The sequence below is a fragment of the Flaviflexus sp. genome (assembly GCF_052087705.1).
Lineage (GTDB): Bacteria > Actinomycetota > Actinomycetes > Actinomycetales > Actinomycetaceae > Flaviflexus > Flaviflexus ciconiae.
Genome location: NZ_JBQCYC010000002.1, coordinates 21,852 through 39,483, shown reverse-complemented (window position 1 = coordinate 39,483; position 17,632 = coordinate 21,852). Strand labels below are relative to the sequence as shown.

Annotated in this window: 14 protein-coding genes; 4 read left to right on the top strand and 10 right to left on the bottom strand. The window is 60.4% G+C overall.

Features of this window, described 5'->3' with window-relative positions:
- Window positions 1–33: 33 nt before the first annotated feature.
- Window positions 34–1,065, bottom strand: a complete 1,032-nt coding sequence (locus tag ACTHUY_RS01460) for an adenylate/guanylate cyclase domain-containing protein (RefSeq protein ID WP_441674860.1) — start codon at window positions 1,063–1,065, stop codon at window positions 34–36.
- Window positions 1,066–1,138: 73 nt separating this feature from the next.
- Between ACTHUY_RS01460 and ACTHUY_RS01455 the strand changes: the two genes are divergently transcribed.
- Genes ACTHUY_RS01455 through ACTHUY_RS01445 form a run of 3 tightly spaced genes read left to right on the top strand, consistent with a single transcriptional unit; the run spans window position 1,139 to window position 4,095 of the window.
- Window positions 1,139–2,698 (top strand): DUF885 domain-containing protein, encoded by a 1,560-nt coding sequence (locus ACTHUY_RS01455; protein WP_441677371.1) that lies wholly within the window; start codon window positions 1,139–1,141, stop codon window positions 2,696–2,698.
- Window positions 2,676–3,272 (top strand): Maf family protein, encoded by a 597-nt coding sequence (locus tag ACTHUY_RS01450; protein WP_126702782.1) that lies wholly within the window; start codon window positions 2,676–2,678, stop codon window positions 3,270–3,272. The genes ACTHUY_RS01455 and ACTHUY_RS01450 overlap by 23 nt, the downstream gene beginning before the upstream one ends.
- Window positions 3,262–4,095 carry an NUDIX domain-containing protein gene (locus ACTHUY_RS01445; protein WP_441677369.1) on the top strand — a complete coding sequence of 278 codons (834 nt, stop codon included), beginning with the start codon at window positions 3,262–3,264 and terminating at the stop codon, window positions 4,093–4,095. Before ACTHUY_RS01450 ends, ACTHUY_RS01445 begins: the two co-directional genes overlap by 11 nt.
- A gap of 292 nt (window positions 4,096–4,387) precedes the next feature.
- Here ACTHUY_RS01445 and dapC read toward each other — a convergent pair whose 3' ends face one another.
- Genes dapC through typA form a run of 5 tightly spaced genes read right to left on the bottom strand, consistent with a single transcriptional unit; the run spans window position 4,388 to window position 10,050 of the window.
- Window positions 4,388–5,521 carry a succinyldiaminopimelate transaminase gene (dapC, locus tag ACTHUY_RS01440; RefSeq protein ID WP_441677367.1) on the bottom strand — a complete coding sequence of 378 codons (1,134 nt, stop codon included), beginning with the start codon at window positions 5,519–5,521 and terminating at the stop codon, window positions 4,388–4,390.
- Entirely contained in the window at window positions 5,521–5,844 is a 324-nt protein-coding gene (gene fdxA, locus ACTHUY_RS01435; RefSeq protein ID WP_126702779.1) for a ferredoxin, read from the bottom strand. Before fdxA ends, dapC begins: the two co-directional genes overlap by 1 nt.
- 53 nt (window positions 5,845–5,897) lie before the next feature.
- Window positions 5,898–7,646 (bottom strand): VanW family protein, encoded by a 1,749-nt coding sequence (locus ACTHUY_RS01430; protein WP_441677365.1) that lies wholly within the window; start codon window positions 7,644–7,646, stop codon window positions 5,898–5,900.
- A gap of 17 nt (window positions 7,647–7,663) precedes the next feature.
- On the bottom strand, window positions 7,664–8,122 hold the full coding sequence (locus ACTHUY_RS01425) for a hypothetical protein (RefSeq protein WP_441677363.1): 459 nt from the start codon (window positions 8,120–8,122) through the stop codon (window positions 7,664–7,666).
- On the bottom strand, window positions 8,122–10,050 hold the full coding sequence (gene typA, locus ACTHUY_RS01420) for a translational GTPase TypA (protein WP_441654814.1): 1,929 nt from the start codon (window positions 10,048–10,050) through the stop codon (window positions 8,122–8,124). The genes ACTHUY_RS01425 and typA overlap by 1 nt, the downstream gene beginning before the upstream one ends.
- A gap of 365 nt (window positions 10,051–10,415) precedes the next feature.
- Between typA and ACTHUY_RS01415 the strand changes: the two genes are divergently transcribed.
- Window positions 10,416–11,033 (top strand): hypothetical protein, encoded by a 618-nt coding sequence (locus ACTHUY_RS01415; protein ID WP_441654813.1) that lies wholly within the window; start codon window positions 10,416–10,418, stop codon window positions 11,031–11,033.
- A gap of 264 nt (window positions 11,034–11,297) precedes the next feature.
- Here ACTHUY_RS01415 and ACTHUY_RS01410 read toward each other — a convergent pair whose 3' ends face one another.
- From ACTHUY_RS01410 to ACTHUY_RS01395, 4 genes are all read right to left on the bottom strand, one after another.
- The gene (locus ACTHUY_RS01410; protein WP_441654812.1) at window positions 11,298–13,076 is read right to left on the bottom strand and encodes an ABC transporter ATP-binding protein; all 1,779 of its coding nucleotides are present in this window, start codon (window positions 13,074–13,076) and stop codon (window positions 11,298–11,300) included.
- On the bottom strand, window positions 13,073–14,101 hold the full coding sequence (locus tag ACTHUY_RS01405) for an ABC transporter permease (protein ID WP_441654811.1): 1,029 nt from the start codon (window positions 14,099–14,101) through the stop codon (window positions 13,073–13,075). Before ACTHUY_RS01405 ends, ACTHUY_RS01410 begins: the two co-directional genes overlap by 4 nt.
- A gap of 43 nt (window positions 14,102–14,144) precedes the next feature.
- Entirely contained in the window at window positions 14,145–15,629 is a 1,485-nt protein-coding gene (locus ACTHUY_RS01400) for an ABC transporter permease (RefSeq protein ID WP_441677361.1), read from the bottom strand.
- Window positions 15,630–15,934: 305 nt separating this feature from the next.
- A partial coding sequence (locus ACTHUY_RS01395) for an ABC transporter substrate-binding protein (protein WP_441677359.1) occupies window positions 15,935–17,632 on the bottom strand: 1,698 nt, incomplete at its 5' end.

Here is a 17,632-nt window from a genome sequence, read left to right as displayed (position 1 = left end):
ATTCTCACGGGGATACCAGAGCAAAGAACGGGCTTATCGTAACTTTTTCAACTCAAAAATCTCGACGCTTCCAGTCCCGCGCAGATCCTGTTGCCCAAACGGCAGAACGAGGTAGCTGGACGACAGGGAGTTCAGGATCGCGGACGCCGTGGGGCGGTCAATGAGGACCGAGCCGGTCGGGGCCACATCAACGAGGCGGCTCGCCAGGTTAACGACGGGACCGAAGATGTCACCGAAGGAGGAGACGACCCTCCCCCACAGGAGGGAGGCCCGAACGGGTAGCATGCCTTCGATTCGACCGAGTGCCGACACGAGCTCGGTGGCGACCTTGGCGCCGGTTGCCAGGTCCTCGGATATGAAGATAACGGCATCGCCGACCGTTTTGACGAGGCGGGCGCCATGACTGGTAATGATGTCGCGGCACGTGAACTCGAAGTCCCTCATGAATGACACGAGCTGATCGGACCCAAATTCGCGGGAGCGGGAGGTGAAGGCAACGAGATCAATAAAGCCAACTGCGCGCTGGAGGGGCGGCAGGTCCGGCGTATCCACTTCCGGGGAGCGCCTGCGCAGCTCAACCTCGGAGCGGCGAAGGAACGCCGCCGTGTGCCGGCGCCACACGTACTTCATCTGCTCTTCGAGGAGCGGTAGATATTCGTCGATGTGCTCGATTACCCAGTAGCGAGCCGAAATATCATCCAGTTCGAATGTCGACTCGGCAAATTCGACAAGAGCCTCGTACTGCCACAGGACAAGGCGGTCCGCCATGTGCGACTGGGCGCGCAAAAGAGAGTTGAGAGTGTCGGCATCGAACTGACCCGCGGACAGCTTATCGAAGTGACGTCGCATCATCTCCAGGTCGTAACCCGTGAAGATCTTGTCGTTTTCCTCATCGTCGATCGCCGGGAATCCCATGGCGATCCAGAAGCGCCGGACCGTGCGAGCATCGACACCCGTCCTCTCGGCCGCCTCGACCAGAGTGAACTGAGCCTCGCCTGTAAGAAGAGAATTCGCCCGAGCCTCTACGGTCTTATGGGCCATCTCATGTCTTGTGTCGCGGGTCACATAGATGAGTTTACCAGTAGAATTCACGGAACCCAAAGCTGGTGGTCATTAAGTCCTAGCGTAGGCTGACACTATGAGCGAACTCATCACTATCAACCAGCTGGCGGACCGGTACGTGACCGAGCTGTGTGCCCTTTCCCCACTCTTTGCCTCCGAGACCGGACTGGAAAAGACCGGCAAGCTCGATGACTACTCACCTGCGGGAATCGAGGCGATGAACGACCTTGACCGTAACACGCTTGCGGCCCTGGCAAAGGTGGAGCCCACCAATGAAGACGAGTGGGTGACAAAGGCCGCCATGACGGAGCGCCTCCAGTCCGCTCTTGCAATCGCCGATGACGAGATCGGTGCACTCAATGTCATCGCCTCCCCGATCCAGGACATTCGCGATTCCTTCGATCTCATGTCCCGCGAAACCGAAGAAGACTGGGAAGCAATCGCGGAACGCGTTGCCGCGATCCCCGCGGCTATTGGTCAGTATCGCGAGGCCCTCTCGTGGCGAGTCGGTAACGGGCGGCCCTTCCCCGTCCGGCAGGTCAAGAACTGCGCGGACCAGGCCAATCAGGTGGCAATATCCGGGATCCTCGTCGAGCTTGAGGAGCAGGACATCGACACGTCGGCCGCGAAGGAGGCCTTCGCCGATCTCGCAAAGTTCCTGCCAACCCTGCCCCAGACCGAGGTCGACGGCATCGGGGCAGAACGCTACCCGGCGCACCTCAAGTACTTCCTCGGCTCCGATGTCGACATCGACGAGACCTACGACTGGGCCGATGATCAGCTGGCTGGCATCATTGCCGAGCAGGAGAAGATTGCAGCCGACCTGTACGGTCCGGGAACGTCTGTGCGGGAAGCCATGGACCGCCTCAACGCGGATCCTGCTCGACAGATCCACGGCCGGGAGAACCTGAGGACGTGGATGCAGGAGACGGCCGATGAGGCTGTCCGCGGAGTCTCCTCGGAGTTCGACATTCCCGAAGACCTGCGCCGTATCGACGCACGTGTCCTCTACCCCGGTACGGGCGGGATCTACTACACCCAGCCCTCCGATGATCTGACCCGCCCGGGCCAGATGTGGTGGTCCGTCCCCGAAGGCGTCGACACGTTCACGACCTGGACAGAAAAGACCACCGTCTACCACGAGGGCGTTCCCGGCCACCACCTGCAGCTGGGCCTTGCCGTTGCCAACCCGAACCTCAACAGGTGGCGCCGGCTTGTCAGCTGGACCTCCGGTTTCGGTGAAGGATGGGCGCTGTACGCGGAACGCCTCATGGCCGATCTTGGTTACCTTGATGACCCTGCCGACTACCTCGGCATGCTCGACGCTCAGCGCCTGCGTGCCGCTCGCGTTCGCGTTGATATCGGCGCACACGTAAAGGGCTGGACCGCCGATCAGGCCTGGGAGTTCCTCACCGAGAATGTCGCCATGGATCACTCCTTCCTCGCCTTCGAACTGGACCGCTATCTCGGGTGGCCGGGGCAGGCCCCGTCCTACCTCATCGGCCAGAGGCTGTGGATGCAGGAGCGCGATAGCGCTCTCGAGCGCGGGGAGAGCCTGCGGGACTTCCATAGCCGCGCCCTTGCCCTTGGCTCCGTCGGACTGGATGTACTTCATGAAGCTCTGTCTCGCAAGTAAATCCCCCGGCCGGCTCCAGGTTCTCACCGGTGCCGGTATCACCCCCGATGTCATCGTGTCCGAGGTCGACGAGGACGCCATTCTCGAAGCCATGCCAGACGCCACTGCCACGGAGTTGGTTCTTGCCCTAGCCCGCGCAAAGGCAGAGGCCGTAGGAAGCAGCACGAGTCATGACTTTGTCATTGGCTGCGATTCCATGTTTGAGATGGACGGGAAGGTTGTTGGAAAACCCCACACGGAAAAGGTGGCGCGCGAGCGCCTCCATGCCATGAGGGGACGTGCAGGCGACCTCCACACCGGGCATTGGCTCATTACTCCAAACGGCGCTGTCGGTGCAGTCTCCACGGCCACGGTGCACGTGGGCAATATGACGGATGCCGAGATCGAGGCTTACATTGCCACCGGTGAGCCGTTGCACGTGGCGGGTTCCTTCACAATCGACGGCTACGGCGGCCCGTTCATTGACCGCATCGAGGGCGATCCGCACGGCGTCACGGGACTGTCCCTTCCCGTGCTCCGCTCTCTTCTTTCCCAGACCGGATATTCGGTGACGGATTTTTGGCATGGGAGCTAGCGCCGACGGAATCGTCCACTGCGCCTGTGGGAAACGCCACTGGGGCCACGCCGGCGCGGCGGGAGTGCTCGCTTGGAAGGAGGCAGAAGACCCCTCGGTGATTCTCCAATTGCGTGCCGCCTGGTCCATGTCCGGCGGCACGTGGGGCATTCCCGGTGGCGCCATCGACTACGACGAAACCCCAATCCAGGGCGGTCTGCGCGAGGCGCGCGAAGAAGCGGGCATGGGACCGGTGAGGGTCTGGGCTTCCACCACTCTGCACCATCCCGACTGGTCCTACACCACGGCAATCGCCGAGGCCTCCCCCGATCAGCGGGCCATCGCCACCGATCACGAATCGGATGCCATGGAGTGGACAAAATGGAAGGATCTGCGCGGCAGGCATCTCATGCCGGCCTTCGAAACAACCCTTCCTCTTCTCGACAGCCTCCTGGGGCGTTCTCTGCTTGTCCTTGATCCCACGCTTCTTCATGAGAGATGGGAAGAATCCCTCCTGCGCTTCGCCACCCTCGGCTTCCCCATCAACGTAGCACCGGTAGCATTTCGCGATCCGGTAGTACGCGGGGCCGGAGCATCAGCCGATGAGGACTTCGACCGCTCTATCGCGTGGTTCCCCGACATTGTGCTTCTCGGAACCGGCAAATGCGCGAAGCCGATCGCTGCCAGAGGAGCAATCCCTCCCAGCATCCGCTGGGACTCGGATGTCGAGAACATCAATACCGACGGATATCGCCACATCGCGGCGATGGTAAGCACAAACATTCCCGGAGCCGAACGGGTCAATGAAGAATTGTGGAATCATCTGCTTCGAAAGAACGGCTAAGAGCACAGAGAGCGTTCAAATCCGGGGCAGTAAGGACAGTCTTGTCCAGGTCGGGGTCTTTCCAATTGGTTTGTCGTTATTCCAATCATGAAAGATCCCGACCCCGTCTCAAGCCCCGACCCGCAAACCCCCTCTTACACGCTCAACTATGAAGAGGCAGTTTATTTGCGGCTTTCTGACATGCGTAGCTGAAGGTCAGGGTCGCCCCATCGCCGAGGGTGATTGCTCAGACAATCAGGACTGCCCGATCTGGGAAAGGCATCGCTCAATCGAAGACGACAAACGGTGTTGCTCAGCCGAAGAGTGGCCGTTCCTTGAGGCGCTGTGCCGCGGCGTCGATGGCTTCGTCTGATCCGGTCAGCGACATCCGCACTTTCTGGCGGCTCGCTTCACCGTAGAAGGTGCCGGGGGCGACGAGAATGCCACGCTGTGCGAAGGCTTCAATGATCTCCCACGCATCGGCCTTCTCGCGAGCATCTCCCAGCCACAGGTAGAGACCGGCATTCGTTTCGGGGTCGGTAACCAGACCAGCTTCGATTGCCGCGTCTGTGAGGATATCCCTGCGCCTGCGGTAGATCTCTCGCTGCTGAGCAACGTGCTCGTCGTCGTTGAGAACCGCGGCCATGGCCTTCTGCACCGGCCCCGGCATGAGGAACCCCATGTGTTTGCGGACCTCGATGAGAGGCGTCAGGATCGTTGGGTCTCCGGCGATCATGGCTGCGCGGTAGCCTGCGAGGTTCGACTGTTTCGAGGACGAGTACAGGGCAAGCAGGTTGGTTTTATCTGGCCCCGACACGTCGTCTGCGAGGATTGAGGGCACGCCTTCGGTCACGTAGGGCTCTTCCCAGGGCAGTGCCGCATAGCATTCATCGGAGGCAACAATTGTGCCCGTTTCCTTCGCCCATGCCGCAATCCTGCGTAGCTGGTTCCGGTCGAGGACGTGGCCGTCGGGATTGCCCGGCGAGTTCAACCAGACCAGGTCGGCCTCGGGCCAAGATCCAGGATCAGAAGCGGTGTCGATCGGCACGGGTGTGGCGCCCGAGAGACGCGCTCCGACGTCGTAGGTCGGGTAGGCGACCTCGGGGATGAGGACGCTCCCTGTGGCTCCTATGAGCGACGGGAGGAGCGCCACCATCTCTTTACTGCCAAGGGTGGGCAGGACCGCGTCCGTAGCGAGCGTGGCTCCGCGAACGCGCTGCCACCAGCCCACCATGGCTTCCCGCAGTTCCGGTGTGCCGAGTGCCGGTGGATATCCCGGGGATTGTTCTGCCGAGCGAATTGCATCGATCGCGATCTGCGGGGTGGGGTCCACGGGAGTGCCGATCGAAAGATCGGCAACAGTCCCGCGATAACTCGTTGCGAGCTCCTTATAGGGTGTGAGGGTGTCCCACGGGAAGTCGGGTAACCCTTCCCCCAGGAGCGGCATTAGTCGTTGATGCCTTCTGGGAGGGCAGCCACAATCGGGTGGTCATAGTTAATGACTCCCATCTTTGCGGCCCCTCCTGGGGAGCCAATTTTGTCGAAGAATTCGACGTTGGCTTTGTAGTATTCACTCCACTCTTCGGGGGTGTCATCTTCGTAGAAGATCGCTTCGACAGGGCAGACAGGCTCACATGCGCCGCAGTCGACACATTCATCGGGATGGATGTAGAGCATGCGCTCGCCCTCGTAGATGCAGTCGACCGGACACTCGTCGACACAGGCACGATCCTTGATATCAACACAGGGCAATGCGATTACGTACGTCACTGTTCACAGCTCCCTTTCAAATTGGTTTTACCAGTATCCCATTTTTTCCGTGTTTAACCACAGACCGCTGCGTCGACTGGCTGATACGTCCACGAATAGCTGTTCTGGTAGACCGTTTCACCTTCGGCCGTCACGTTTCGGGAGACATCCACAGTGAAGCCGGGCCCACCCGCTCCGTAGGGGACGCAGTCCGGCGAGGTATTGACCTTCGTGGTGGGCTGGACGTAGTTATAGGGTTCCGACACCTGGATATCAACGTCGTAGTAGTCCGTCGACCACAGGCGCGAGTGGACCTCTCCATCCTCAACCCAGGTTTCAACAAGAACCGCGTAAGGCGAGTTGTTCTGCCACACCATGTCGACAGTCGGCTGCCAGATCGTGGCCTCAACTCCCATGGGGTAACGATCGAAGTACTTCGAGTGCGGCTGGTGAGTAACGTCTTCCATGCCGCCCCGATAACCGAGGTTGAAGGTGTTGGTGGACAGCTGGGAAAGGCCGCCGCCGAGTGCTGTCGCGTTGAACCCTTCCATGACAACACCGGAAGAAACGTATCCGTTCTCCTCCGTGATCTCTCCGAGCTCTTCAAGCAGGGAGAACTGCTCGCCCGGGAGAACGAGAGTGTTGTTGGTCTTGGCGGTACCGACAACGAGGTTTTCGGTCCGCACCGCATCATTCGTCAGCGGGGTCGAGATCTCGGAGACCACTTCGGTTACCCCGAGCGCCTCGGCATCGGCGGTCGTGAACTCGGGTTCTTCCTCGGTCACAACCGCTTCAACGCTACGGTTTTCACTGATTGCGGCCTGTTCGATAACGGCGGCGGTCTCGTCCTCGTTGATCACCATGCCGTTCTTGCTCGGCTTGATGATCGGCCCCTCGTCGTGGTCCTCAATCAGAATCTCGGCATCCCTGGGGGCCTCAAGATCATCGCCCGCCCCATCAATGACCCGGGCAACGAGTGGCTCGGTATCAATCGTCATGGACAGTTCGCCATCGACCTCTTCGAACGAGGCCGTATCTGCGAGCGTAGTGGGTTCGAGAACGATCTCTTGTTCACCGAGCAGGACGGTCAGCGGTGCTGCCACGAGGGGTTCCGCCATCTCGCTTCGCACCCGATCCACGTCCTCATCGGTGATTTCCGGTTCGAGGTCGGTGGGCTGAAGGACGATGGGGCGGCTCTCAGAGAGCCAGCCTTCACTGAGAACCTCCACGGCATTCTCGGTGTCAATTCCGGTGCCGTTCTCCTGGGGAGTGGTCTGAATTGTGGAGCCAGCGAACGAAATGGTTGCGTTGACGGGCTCGGTACCGAGCTGCTCGTTGAGTGATGTCACGGTGGCCTCGAGTGCCTCCTCGTCGAAGGACACGACAGGCACGAGCTCATCGGAGCCCGACAGGTGGCGCCACAGATCGGCGGGATTGAACGACAGGCCGGTCATTCCGTCAACGGTTGCCTCCCCGTCCACTCGAACATCGGTTCCTGACGGATCAATCTCGGCGGATATTTCGGTACCCGCAACGGTGACGGGAACGGGTTCGTTGAGGACGCCGTGCAACTCCGTTTCGAGCTTCTCGGCAGCGGCCTCTTCGGACATGCCACCGATCTCAACGCCGGACACCGTCGTGTTTGACGGGATCCGATCCGCGAAGAAGAAAGCCGCGGCAACGTAAAGACCTGCGAGCACAGCAATCGAACCGCCGGTGATCCAGGGCCACAACAGCCGCTTCTTCTCGGGCTGCTCGCCTCGAGCTCCCCCGGTCGGTTCGTTCATTGCGTCATCATTCCACGTCATCCGGATGCCTTCCATGTGAGACCTTATCCAGTCTAGCGCTGAGGAGGCTCTTCTTCCTGGTCAAACACACTATTAACGGAGGTTCCGGGCTTGCCCGCGCCTGTGAACATAAAGCCGATCCAGGCAAGCGGTAGTCCAAGGAGAACGGCAGCGGGGCTGCCGTAGAACCACCACTGGCTGAGCCCTTCGCTCATCGCCCCGATCATGTCGCCCTCCGAATATGCGGTCGACAGGGTAAGGGCAGCGAGAACACCTATGCCAAATCCTGCCCACCCGAGCACACCGCCCAGCAGGGTGAAGGCGGCCGAGCCAATGAGCACGGCCAGAAGGGCAACGGTAATACCGGTTGCGCCGCCGTCGATCCCGCCGGAGTGGGTGACTGTCCCAAGCAGGCCTGCCAGGGCGCCAAGGATAACCCCGGCAACCACGGTGAAGGTCAGGACCTTACCTGTGAGGCCGGATCCCTTGGCTAGCCTGGAGAAGGACGACACTACAGTTTTCCTTGTGCTCGCTTGCGGTTGGCGCGGAGCCGCTCATGCGAGTTGAGGACAAGCTTGCGGATCCTGATCGTCTCAGGGGTCACCTCGACGCATTCGTCATCCTCGATGAACTCGAGGGACTCTTCGAGGGTGAGTTTGCGGGGCGGGACGAGAGTCTCAAACACGTCGGCAGAGGCGGCACGCATGTTCGTTAGTTCCTTTTCGCGGACCACGTTCACCTCCATGTCTTCCGCACGCGGGTTCTCTCCAACGACCATACCCTCGTAGACCTCCTGTGTGGGCTCCACGAAGAAGGTGCCACGGTCCTCAAGACGTAGCAGGGAGAACGGCGTGACGGCGCCCTGACGGTCGGAAATAAGGGAACCGGTGACGCGGGATTCGATGGGACCAGCCCATTCGTCGTATCCGGCGAAGAGCGAGGAGCCGATGCCGGTGCCTCGAGTCAGGGTCATGAAGTGCGTACGGAAGCCGATGAGGCCGCGTGCCGGGATCATGTACTCCATACGGACCCAGCCGGTCCCCTGGTTCGTCATGGTCAGCATGCGGCCCTTCCTGGCCGCCATGAGCTGCGTGATCGTCCCGAGGTAGTCCTCGGGCGTATCGATCGTCATCTGCTCGTACGGTTCGAGAACCTTACCGTTCTCATCCGTGCGGGTAACAACCTGGGGCTTGCCAACAGTGAGCTCGAAGCCTTCGCGCCTCATCTGCTCAACAAGAATCGCCAGCGCCAGTTCGCCACGGCCCTGAACCTCCCAGGAGTCGGGACGCTCGGTCGGGAGAACGCGGAGCGACACGTTACCGATCAGCTCGCGATCGAGGCGCTCCTTGACCTGGCGGGCTGTGAGCTTGTGGCCCTTCACCTTGCCGGCCAGCGGGGACGTATTAATGCCAATGGTCAGCGAGATCGCCGGCTCATCGACGTGAATCTCGGGCAGGTCGATCGGGTTCTCGGGGTCAACGAGCGAGTCACCGATGGTGATCTCGGGGATACCCGCGACGGCGACGATGTCACCGGGGCCAGCTTCTTTGTCGGGAACACGTTCGAGGCCGACGGTGCGGAGCAGTTCGGAGATGCGGACATTCGACATGGTGCCGTCCTGCTTCCGCCATCCCAGCGTCTGGCCCTTCTTGATGGTGCCGGAGTGGACGCGGATCAGGGCAAGCCTGCCAAGGAACGGGGAGGCGTCAAGGTTGGTGACCTGAGCGGCGACCGGCGCCTCGTCGTCGTATGTGGGGGCCGGGATGTTCGTGAGGATTGCATCGAACAGCGGCTCGAGGTTCTCCGAGTCTGGCAGGGTGCCATCGGCGGGCTGCTCGGCGGATGCTCGGCCCGCCTTGCCGGAGGCATAAATGACCGGGACATCGAGCAGGGCATCGATGTCGACCTCGGCTTCCTCGCCCTCGAGATCCGAGGCGAGGTTGAGAAGAAGATCGGTCGTTTCGGAGACAACAGCTTCGATTCGGGAGTCCGGGCGGTCAACCTTGTTGACCACAACGATAACGGGGAGCTTCGAAGCAAGGGCCTTACGAAGCACGAAGCGGGTCTGCGGGAGCGGCCCCTCGGAGGCGTCGACGAGGAGAACAACACCGTCAACCATGGACAGTGCGCGCTCGACCTCGCCACCGAAGTCGGCGTGGCCTGGGGTATCAACAACGTTGATTGTGATTCCCTCGGGGGCACCGTGCTTTGCGGCGTGCTCACCGCGGTAGGTGACGGCGGTGTTCTTCGCGAGGATCGTAATGCCCTTCTCGCGTTCCAGATCGCCGGAGTCCATGACCCGCTCGCCGGTCGACTCGACCGAGGCGTGGGAGTCGAATACGTCCGACTGCCACAGCATGGCGTCGACAAGGGTTGTTTTGCCGTGGTCGACGTGGGCCACGATTGCTACGTTACGAATATCTGAGCGAGTTACTTTCACCGGCGTTGCTCGGTTCCTTTCTGGGCGCTAAGCGCGAGGGTAGGACCCCAGTAGGTCCCGGTACATGGTACTCGCACAAAGCCGGAATCATGCGTTTGAGCGAGCCAGTTCACCATAGCGTTCTCAGATTGTTCACCGTTCGGCCGCTTCCTTTCATCAACTTGGTGGCTTTCAACGCCCGCCACGGCGGGCATGAGCGAGCCACCAACAGTTCCGCAATCGACGCTTGCAGGACTCAACTCATTCACCTATCAGCTATCTCACCATTCACCTGCCAACGCGTTCCCGGCAACCACCAAAGGTGATCAAAGCAGTGAGCACTCCCCCGTTCAAGCGGGCGCGCAGAACCTGACAGAATAGAGGGCATGAACGAACCGATTTACAGGCTGCGGTCAACGGGACAGTACACGAAGCTGGTACTGCTTCTCTTTTTCTTCCTTTTTATCGTTGTCTCGCTGTACCTTGACCCGTACTCGGAGGGATTCTTTCCCCCGCTGATCTTTGCGCTCGGTGGGATTCTCGTTGCCTACGTGTTTTTCTACCAGCCCCACGTCCTGCTGACCCGGGACGGGATCACGGCCGCGAATTGGTTCTTTGATCGCTCGGTCTCCTGGAAGGACTACGACCAGCTCGACATGCGGTACGGCATGTACATCATGTCCGAGGGCGGTCACTCGGATGCTGTGAGCTCCTACCCCGGTACCGGTGGTATCGCGAAGGGCCGCGAACAGCTCAGCCCCTCCTCGCCTCTCGCTAAGACCCAAAAGCAGGAGAAGTACATTCGCATTCATGAATCCGGGCAGTACAACCACACCGCTTCCCAGAAGGAAGCTTCTTCACTCATCAACCGGATGGCAAAAGAGTTTGCACGGGACGCTACCTACGCACCCCGAACAAAAACCATTCAGCCCATCCGCGTTGCCATTCTCCTCATCGGCGCCTCCCTCATCGCCCTCGGACTCACCGGAACCGTCAACGGCTAAGTACCACTCATAGCTTCCGGCCGCGGGACCAAAGAACCAGTATCGAACGCATGCGAGGCCGCTCAGTCAGCGCGGCCGGCGGGTAGGCAGTGAGGCACGGAGATGAGAATGCAGGAAGTTAGCTACGTGGGGCCACTGTCCAAGCACGCGGGCTAGCCTTCCGGACGCAAACGATGACGGTGCCGTGAGCAGAAGGACATAAGGAGAGGGAGGGAGCAGTTCTGGACTGCTCCCTCCCTCTTTGATTGATATCCGCTTGGGCGTTTAGATCCTCAGCTCGGAGATGTCTTCACCGAACTCGCGCAGGAGTGCGTGGCGTTCTTCGCGACGACGCTTCTGCTCGACAGGCTCCGGAACCGGGGCCGCGGCGATAAGGCGTTTCGTGTACTCCTCCTTGGGGTTGTGGAGCACGTCGGCGCAGAGACCCTGCTCGACAACTTCACCGTTCTGGAGGACGACAACACGGTTGGCCATGAGGTCAACGACTGCGAGGTCGTGGGAGATGAAGAGGCAGGCAAAGCCGAACTCGTCCTGAAGCTCAGCCAGCATGCGAAGGACCGTTGCCTGGACCGAGACGTCAAGAGCCGAGGTCGGCTCATCCGCAATCAGCAGGGTCGGGTTCAGCGCAAGAGCGCGAGCGATACAGACGCGCTGGCGCTGACCACCAGAAAGCTCGTGCGGGAACCTGTTGAAGGTTGATGCGGGTAGCTGGACAGCATCCAGGAGTTCATAGACGCGCTTCTGCTGTTCCTTCTTCGAACCTTCCTTATGCACAACGTAGGGTTCGGCGATACAGTCACCGACCGGGAACCTGGGGTTGAGCGAGGCGGCGGGATCCTGGAAGACCACGCCGACGGACTTGCGTACCGCCTGCCGCTCCTGCTTGGAACGACCGAGCATCGGCTCACCGAACAGTTTGATCTCGCCTTCGGCGGCCGGCTGAAGTCCGAGGATCGTCTTACCGATCGTGGACTTACCTGAGCCGGACTCACCAACGAGGCCGACGATCTCGCGTTCGGCGACGTCGAAGGACACCTTGTCGACGGCGCGGAAGGGCTCCTTGCCCCACACGTCGTATTCGACAACGAGGTCGTTGACCTCGAGGACCGTCTTCGCGGAGTCGAATGCCTTCCGGTCGAGCTCCTTCAGTCCGAACTGCTGACGGCCCTGTCCAAGGTGCGGGACCGCGGTCAGGAGACGCTGCGTGTAGGGGTGCTTCGGGCTGTTAAGAACCTCGGTCACCGAGCCGGACTCGACGATGTTGCCGCGGAACATGACATGCACGCGGTCCGCCATGTCAGCCACAACGCCCATGGAGTGGGTGATGAGGAGAATGCCGGTGTTGAGCTTGTCCTTGAGCGAACGCAGCAGGTCGAGGATATCGGCCTGGACGGTCACGTCGAGAGCCGTGGTCGGCTCGTCGGCAACGATGACTGCGGGGTTACAGGAGATCGCAATAGCGATAACAACGCGCTGGCGCTGACCGCCCGACATCTCGTGCGGGTACTGTTCCACTCGCTCTTCCGGGTTGTCGATACCAACCATGCGGAGTAGCTCAATGGCACGTGCCTCAGCGGCGCTACCGAAGGCAATCTCGTGAAGCTCAAGGGCCTCCGTGATCTGCCTGCCGACCGTGAGAACGGGGTTCAGGGCAGTCATGGGCTCCTGGAACACCATGGCGATGTCGGTGCCGCGGAGGCGACGCCATCCCCTGCTCGACATGCTGCGGACCTTGTGTCCCGCTACCGAGATCTCGCCCTCCACCTTTGCGTTGCCGGGCAGGAGGCCCAGTGCGGACATGGAGGTCACGGACTTACCGGAACCGGACTCACCAACGAGTGCCACCACTTCGCCCGGATGGATATCAATGTCGACACCGCGGACGGCGTGGACACGACCAAACTCGGTGGCGAACTGGACGTCAAGATCGCCGAACGAAAGAACCGGGGTGTCCGTCTTCTCGTGAACCTTGACGATCTCGGTCGACTCGGCACGGTTTACCTGCTCGGTGTCCTTGTCGGACTTCTTCTTACCGAAGATCATGCCTTCGCCTCAGCTTTCTTTGACTTAATCTTCTTTGCCTTGCCCTTCTGGCGGGGGTCGAAGGCGTCACGCAGACCGTCACCAATGAAGTTCACGCTGAGCGCGATGGCGAGGATCAGGCCGGCCGGCCAGTAGAACAGCCACGGCTGCGTTGAGAACTTCTGCTGGTACTGGGAGATCAGCAGGCCGAGCGACGTGTCAGGGGCGCGGACGCCGAACCCGAGGAACGACAGCGCGGTCTCAAGAAGAATTGCTGCGGAGATAGCGAGCGTCGCGGAGACGATGATCGTACCGAGGCAGTTCGGGAGGATGTGCTTGATGATGATGCGGGGCGTGGAGGCGCCAAGCGCCTGCGCCGCATACACGAATTCTCGTTCTCGTAGCGAAAGCACTTCGCCTCGAACAAGACGGGCGAGACCTGTCCATGACAGGAAGCCGAGAAGTAACGCGAGCATCACGATGCCACCGTTGAGCCTCTCGCTGGCAAGCTGACCAACGACAGCTGCGAGGAGGAGCAGCGGGATAACGATGAAGAGGTCCGTGATGCGCATGAGGATCGACTCGACCCAGCCGCGCAGGTAACCCGAGAGAGCACCGATCAGGGTGCCGATGAGGGTCGATACGATACCGACGATGAACGCGATAATGATCGAGCGCTGGGTTCCGCGCATGATGAGCGCGAAGTAGTCCTTACCGACGTTGTCCTGGCCGAACGGGTGCTCACCAACGGTGAACCAGCCAAGCGTCGGGGCGCCTCCATTAACGATGTCGTGCGTCGAGGTGTAGTCGTACTTCCACCAGCCGGGGACGGGCCCGAAGCCGATCGAGGTGAACGCCATGACGACGATGAAGAGGAAGATGAACAGCGAGATCATCGCAGCGCGGTGGCGAAGGAAGCGGCGCAGGACGAGCTGGCCCTGCGAGTAGGATTTGTTTGTTGTCGAGTCCAAGACCTCATCGTCGAGCTCTGCCGCATTGAAGTCGCCCACTGCGGCCATGTGGGCCTTAGGATCAGTGTTTTCCATTACGAGTCACTCCTGAGAATTTTCGAATACTGCATCACGCGACTCACCTTCTGATCCTGGGGTCGATGTACGCGTACAGAAGGTCGGCGAACATGTTCATGAGGACAGCAATACCGCCGGTCACGAGGAAGAAAGCCATGACGGGATCAGGGTCAACCTGCTTCAGAGCCGTTTCGAACAGCTCACCCATGCCCTTCCAACCGAAGACCTTCTCCGTAATAACGGCGCCACCGATGAGCCCTGCGAAGTCGAAAGCGACGATCGTGGTCACGGGAAGAAGCGCGTTACGGAAAGCGTGCCTGGTCATAACCGTGTGCTCCGGAAGGCCCTTCGCACGTGCGGTGCGGACGTAGTCCTGGCCGAGTACCTCAAGCATCGAGGAACGGGTGTACCTGGTGTAGGACGCGATCGACATGAGTGTCAGCGACAGCGTCGGGAGGATGAGGTGCGTTGAGGTGTCCATGAGCTGGAGCCAGAAGTCATCGGCGCCGCGGAAGTTCGGGGACTCGGAGCCGATCGTGGAGATCGGGCGTCCGCGCATGTCGATGTAATCGGACCAGTGACGGCAAAGGAAGTCGACGACAACGGCAAAGCCGATCGAAACGACGGTCCAAATACTTGCCCACGTAATGGAGCGCTTGGCGTAACCACCGAAGACCTGGGAAATAGCGACCGCGAGAACGATGCCTGCGATAAGGAGACCACCGAGTAGCGACCAGGTGGGGTCTTCCAGCTGTCCCTGGAAAACGATGACGAGGATAAGCATCGCGGCAGCCGAACCGCCGACGGAGAGGACTGCCCGCTTGTTGCCGAAGTTGGCGAGGAGGCTAATGAACAGCACCGATGCTGCAATAGCCATGACGATCGGCATCCACAGGCCCGAGATTGGTTCACGAATCCAGTTGGTTGCATCAACAACAAGGAGGATGACAACGGCGGCAGCAAACGATACGCCACCGACCAGCAGTCGCTTCTTGGGGGTGCCGGCAACAATCGCCTGACCGAACAAAGCGAATATCAAGCCGACGAGAATGACAAAGATTATATTGAATGTTGGCGCGCCCAACCAGTCATTGAAGCGGATCGCACCGAATTCCTTGAGGAGAACTGCGAACACGAACGAGGGCAGCGAGTAGAAGATAAAGGCGATCGCGGTAACCGAGTAGTCGAAACCGGAGTACTGGCGGATCGCAGCCATGAGGCCAAGGAAAATACCGACGACAATGCCGAGAATTGTCGCGAGGAGGACAAGACGAATGGTTGAACCGGCGGCGAGGGAGAGCAAGTCGTTAACGCTCTGGCCGCTCCTGTTCTCGCCGAAGTCACACTGCAGTCGGAGACAACCGGCTATTCCGCGTAACCAGTCGCCGTAGCGTACTACCCATGGCTCATCGAGTCGCATCTGCGCGGTGCGTTGAGCCATTCGGCTTTCGCGGTTCTGATCATTCGATTCACGCAGATCCGCGAGGGGGTCGCCCGAGTGGACGACAAGCCCGTACACCAGGACCGATGCGAAAAAAAGAATCATCAGGGATATGCCGATTCTTTTTAAGACAAATTTGAACACGTCTCGTACTTCTTTCTGGAAGGTGTGTCCCTATAGCTTTTCGGCAGCTAGCCCGCCCGTGCCAAGTACGTTGAGATGGGTGGCCTCAGAGCACACGTTAGGCATTCTAGGTGCAGGTTTACCGATTGCGAAATCGTATTTGGTGCACCCCTCACCGCCTCGGGTGATTGTTCCCATGTGGAAAGCCGCGTAGCGGCGGGGGTCTGGTGATCCACCAGGCCCGCCGCTACGCGGCCTATCAGTTGGGTTCGGTAGTGATTAGATTCCTACCAGGTCCACTCTTCAGCGTTCCACACGACGCCGGACTGAGTGACGTTGCGCTCAACGTTCTGCAGGCCAGTGGTGTGTGCTGCAATACCCGGGTGAGCGTAGAGCGGGAGACCGAAGAGGTCGTTCCAGAGCTCTTCCTCAATGATGGTCTTGGACTCGAGCCAGGCCTCGGGGTCGAGCGATCCAAGGATCTTGTCCCACTCGGCGTCGACGGTCTCGTTGGACCAGCCGTGCCAGTTCTGCTGACCATCGGTGTGGTAGATGTTACGGCCCGAGACGACCTGGCCGGAGCCGGACCATGCGAAGAGGGCTGCATCGTAGTTACCGGTGTCGAGGCCGCCACCCGGTGCGAAGAAGTCGGACGCGCCGATGTCTTCAACCGTGATGCCTGCTTCTGCACAGGAGGACTGGATGAGAGCAACCGTGTCAGCGCGACGCTGGTTCGGTGCGGCGTAGCCGAGGCGGACGGTCGGGTTCTCGACGCCGGACTCGGCGACGAGCTCCTGAGCGCGCTCGATGTTGACCTCGTCGTACGAGCCGTCGTAAGCAGCCTCAACGACTGCGTCATAGTCCTCGTCGGTCGGGAAGTACTCGCGAGCGTTCATGACGATCGTGTCCTCATCGAGGGGCTTCACGAGACGGTCAACGATGTCCTGACGGGGGACGCAGTAGGCGAATGCCTGGCGAAGCTCAAGGCCGCCGTTGGCATCGGAGAAGACCGAGCCCTCTGCCCAGTTGTAGTCAATGTGCTCCCAGATCAGGGTCGATCCGGAAAGGACGGTCACGTTGTCCATGGCCTCAAGTGCGTCAAGCGCGTCCTGGTTGGCCTGGGGCTCGATGACGTTAACGTCTTCGTTCTGGAGAGCCTGGTTCTGGCCCTCCGGTGCGATGAAGCGGAAGATGAATTCCTCAACGCCGGGGGCTTCGCCCCACCAGTCCGGGTTCGGAACGAGCGTGATGTACTCGCCGGGCTGCCAGCCATCTTCCATGTAGGTGAAGGGGCCGTACGAGGGGGCCTCTTCGATGGGGGGCAGTTCGCCCGGGGTCTCGGAGTACCAGTTGTTCCACTCCTCAGCTACCTGCTGGGCAACCTCGAAGTCCTCATCCTTGAATGCCTGGAAGAGCTCTTCCTTGCTCAGGCCAACCTTCTCAGCCATGACGTGCGAGGGGAGGGCTCCGGAAACAACGAGCTCCCAGTCCGGGTTCGGAGCGTTGTACTCAATGGTGAACGACTGATCGCCGGGCTCACACTCGGGACCAGCCGGAACTGCGAGTGCGTAGGAGGCGGGGCCAGAGACGTGGTCGAACAGCGGGGTGCCCTCGCCAGCGTCGTTGGTCTTGCCAGCTTCTGCCTGAGCATCAAGGATCCACTGCGGGTTCTGGGAAACCCAGTCCATGTAGTAGTCCTCACAGGTGATGGAGGTCCCACCCTGGTAAACGGCCTCTTCGTTGATGGTGTACTCAACGGTCAGCGGCTCTTCCGAGATCATCTCGTACGAACCAAGGTCCGTGCCGTTCTGCCACTCGCCGGTTGCGTTGAAGTAGCCGAAGCCAACGCCAAGGCGGTCGTTAATGACCGAGTTACCGGTCGAGTAGGTGGAGGAGAGAACACCGTTGTAGCCGGCGTACTCGTCTGCACCAGTGGTGAAGGCTACGGTGCCGCCGGGGCCCGAGCCCTCGTCGGTACCTTCGTC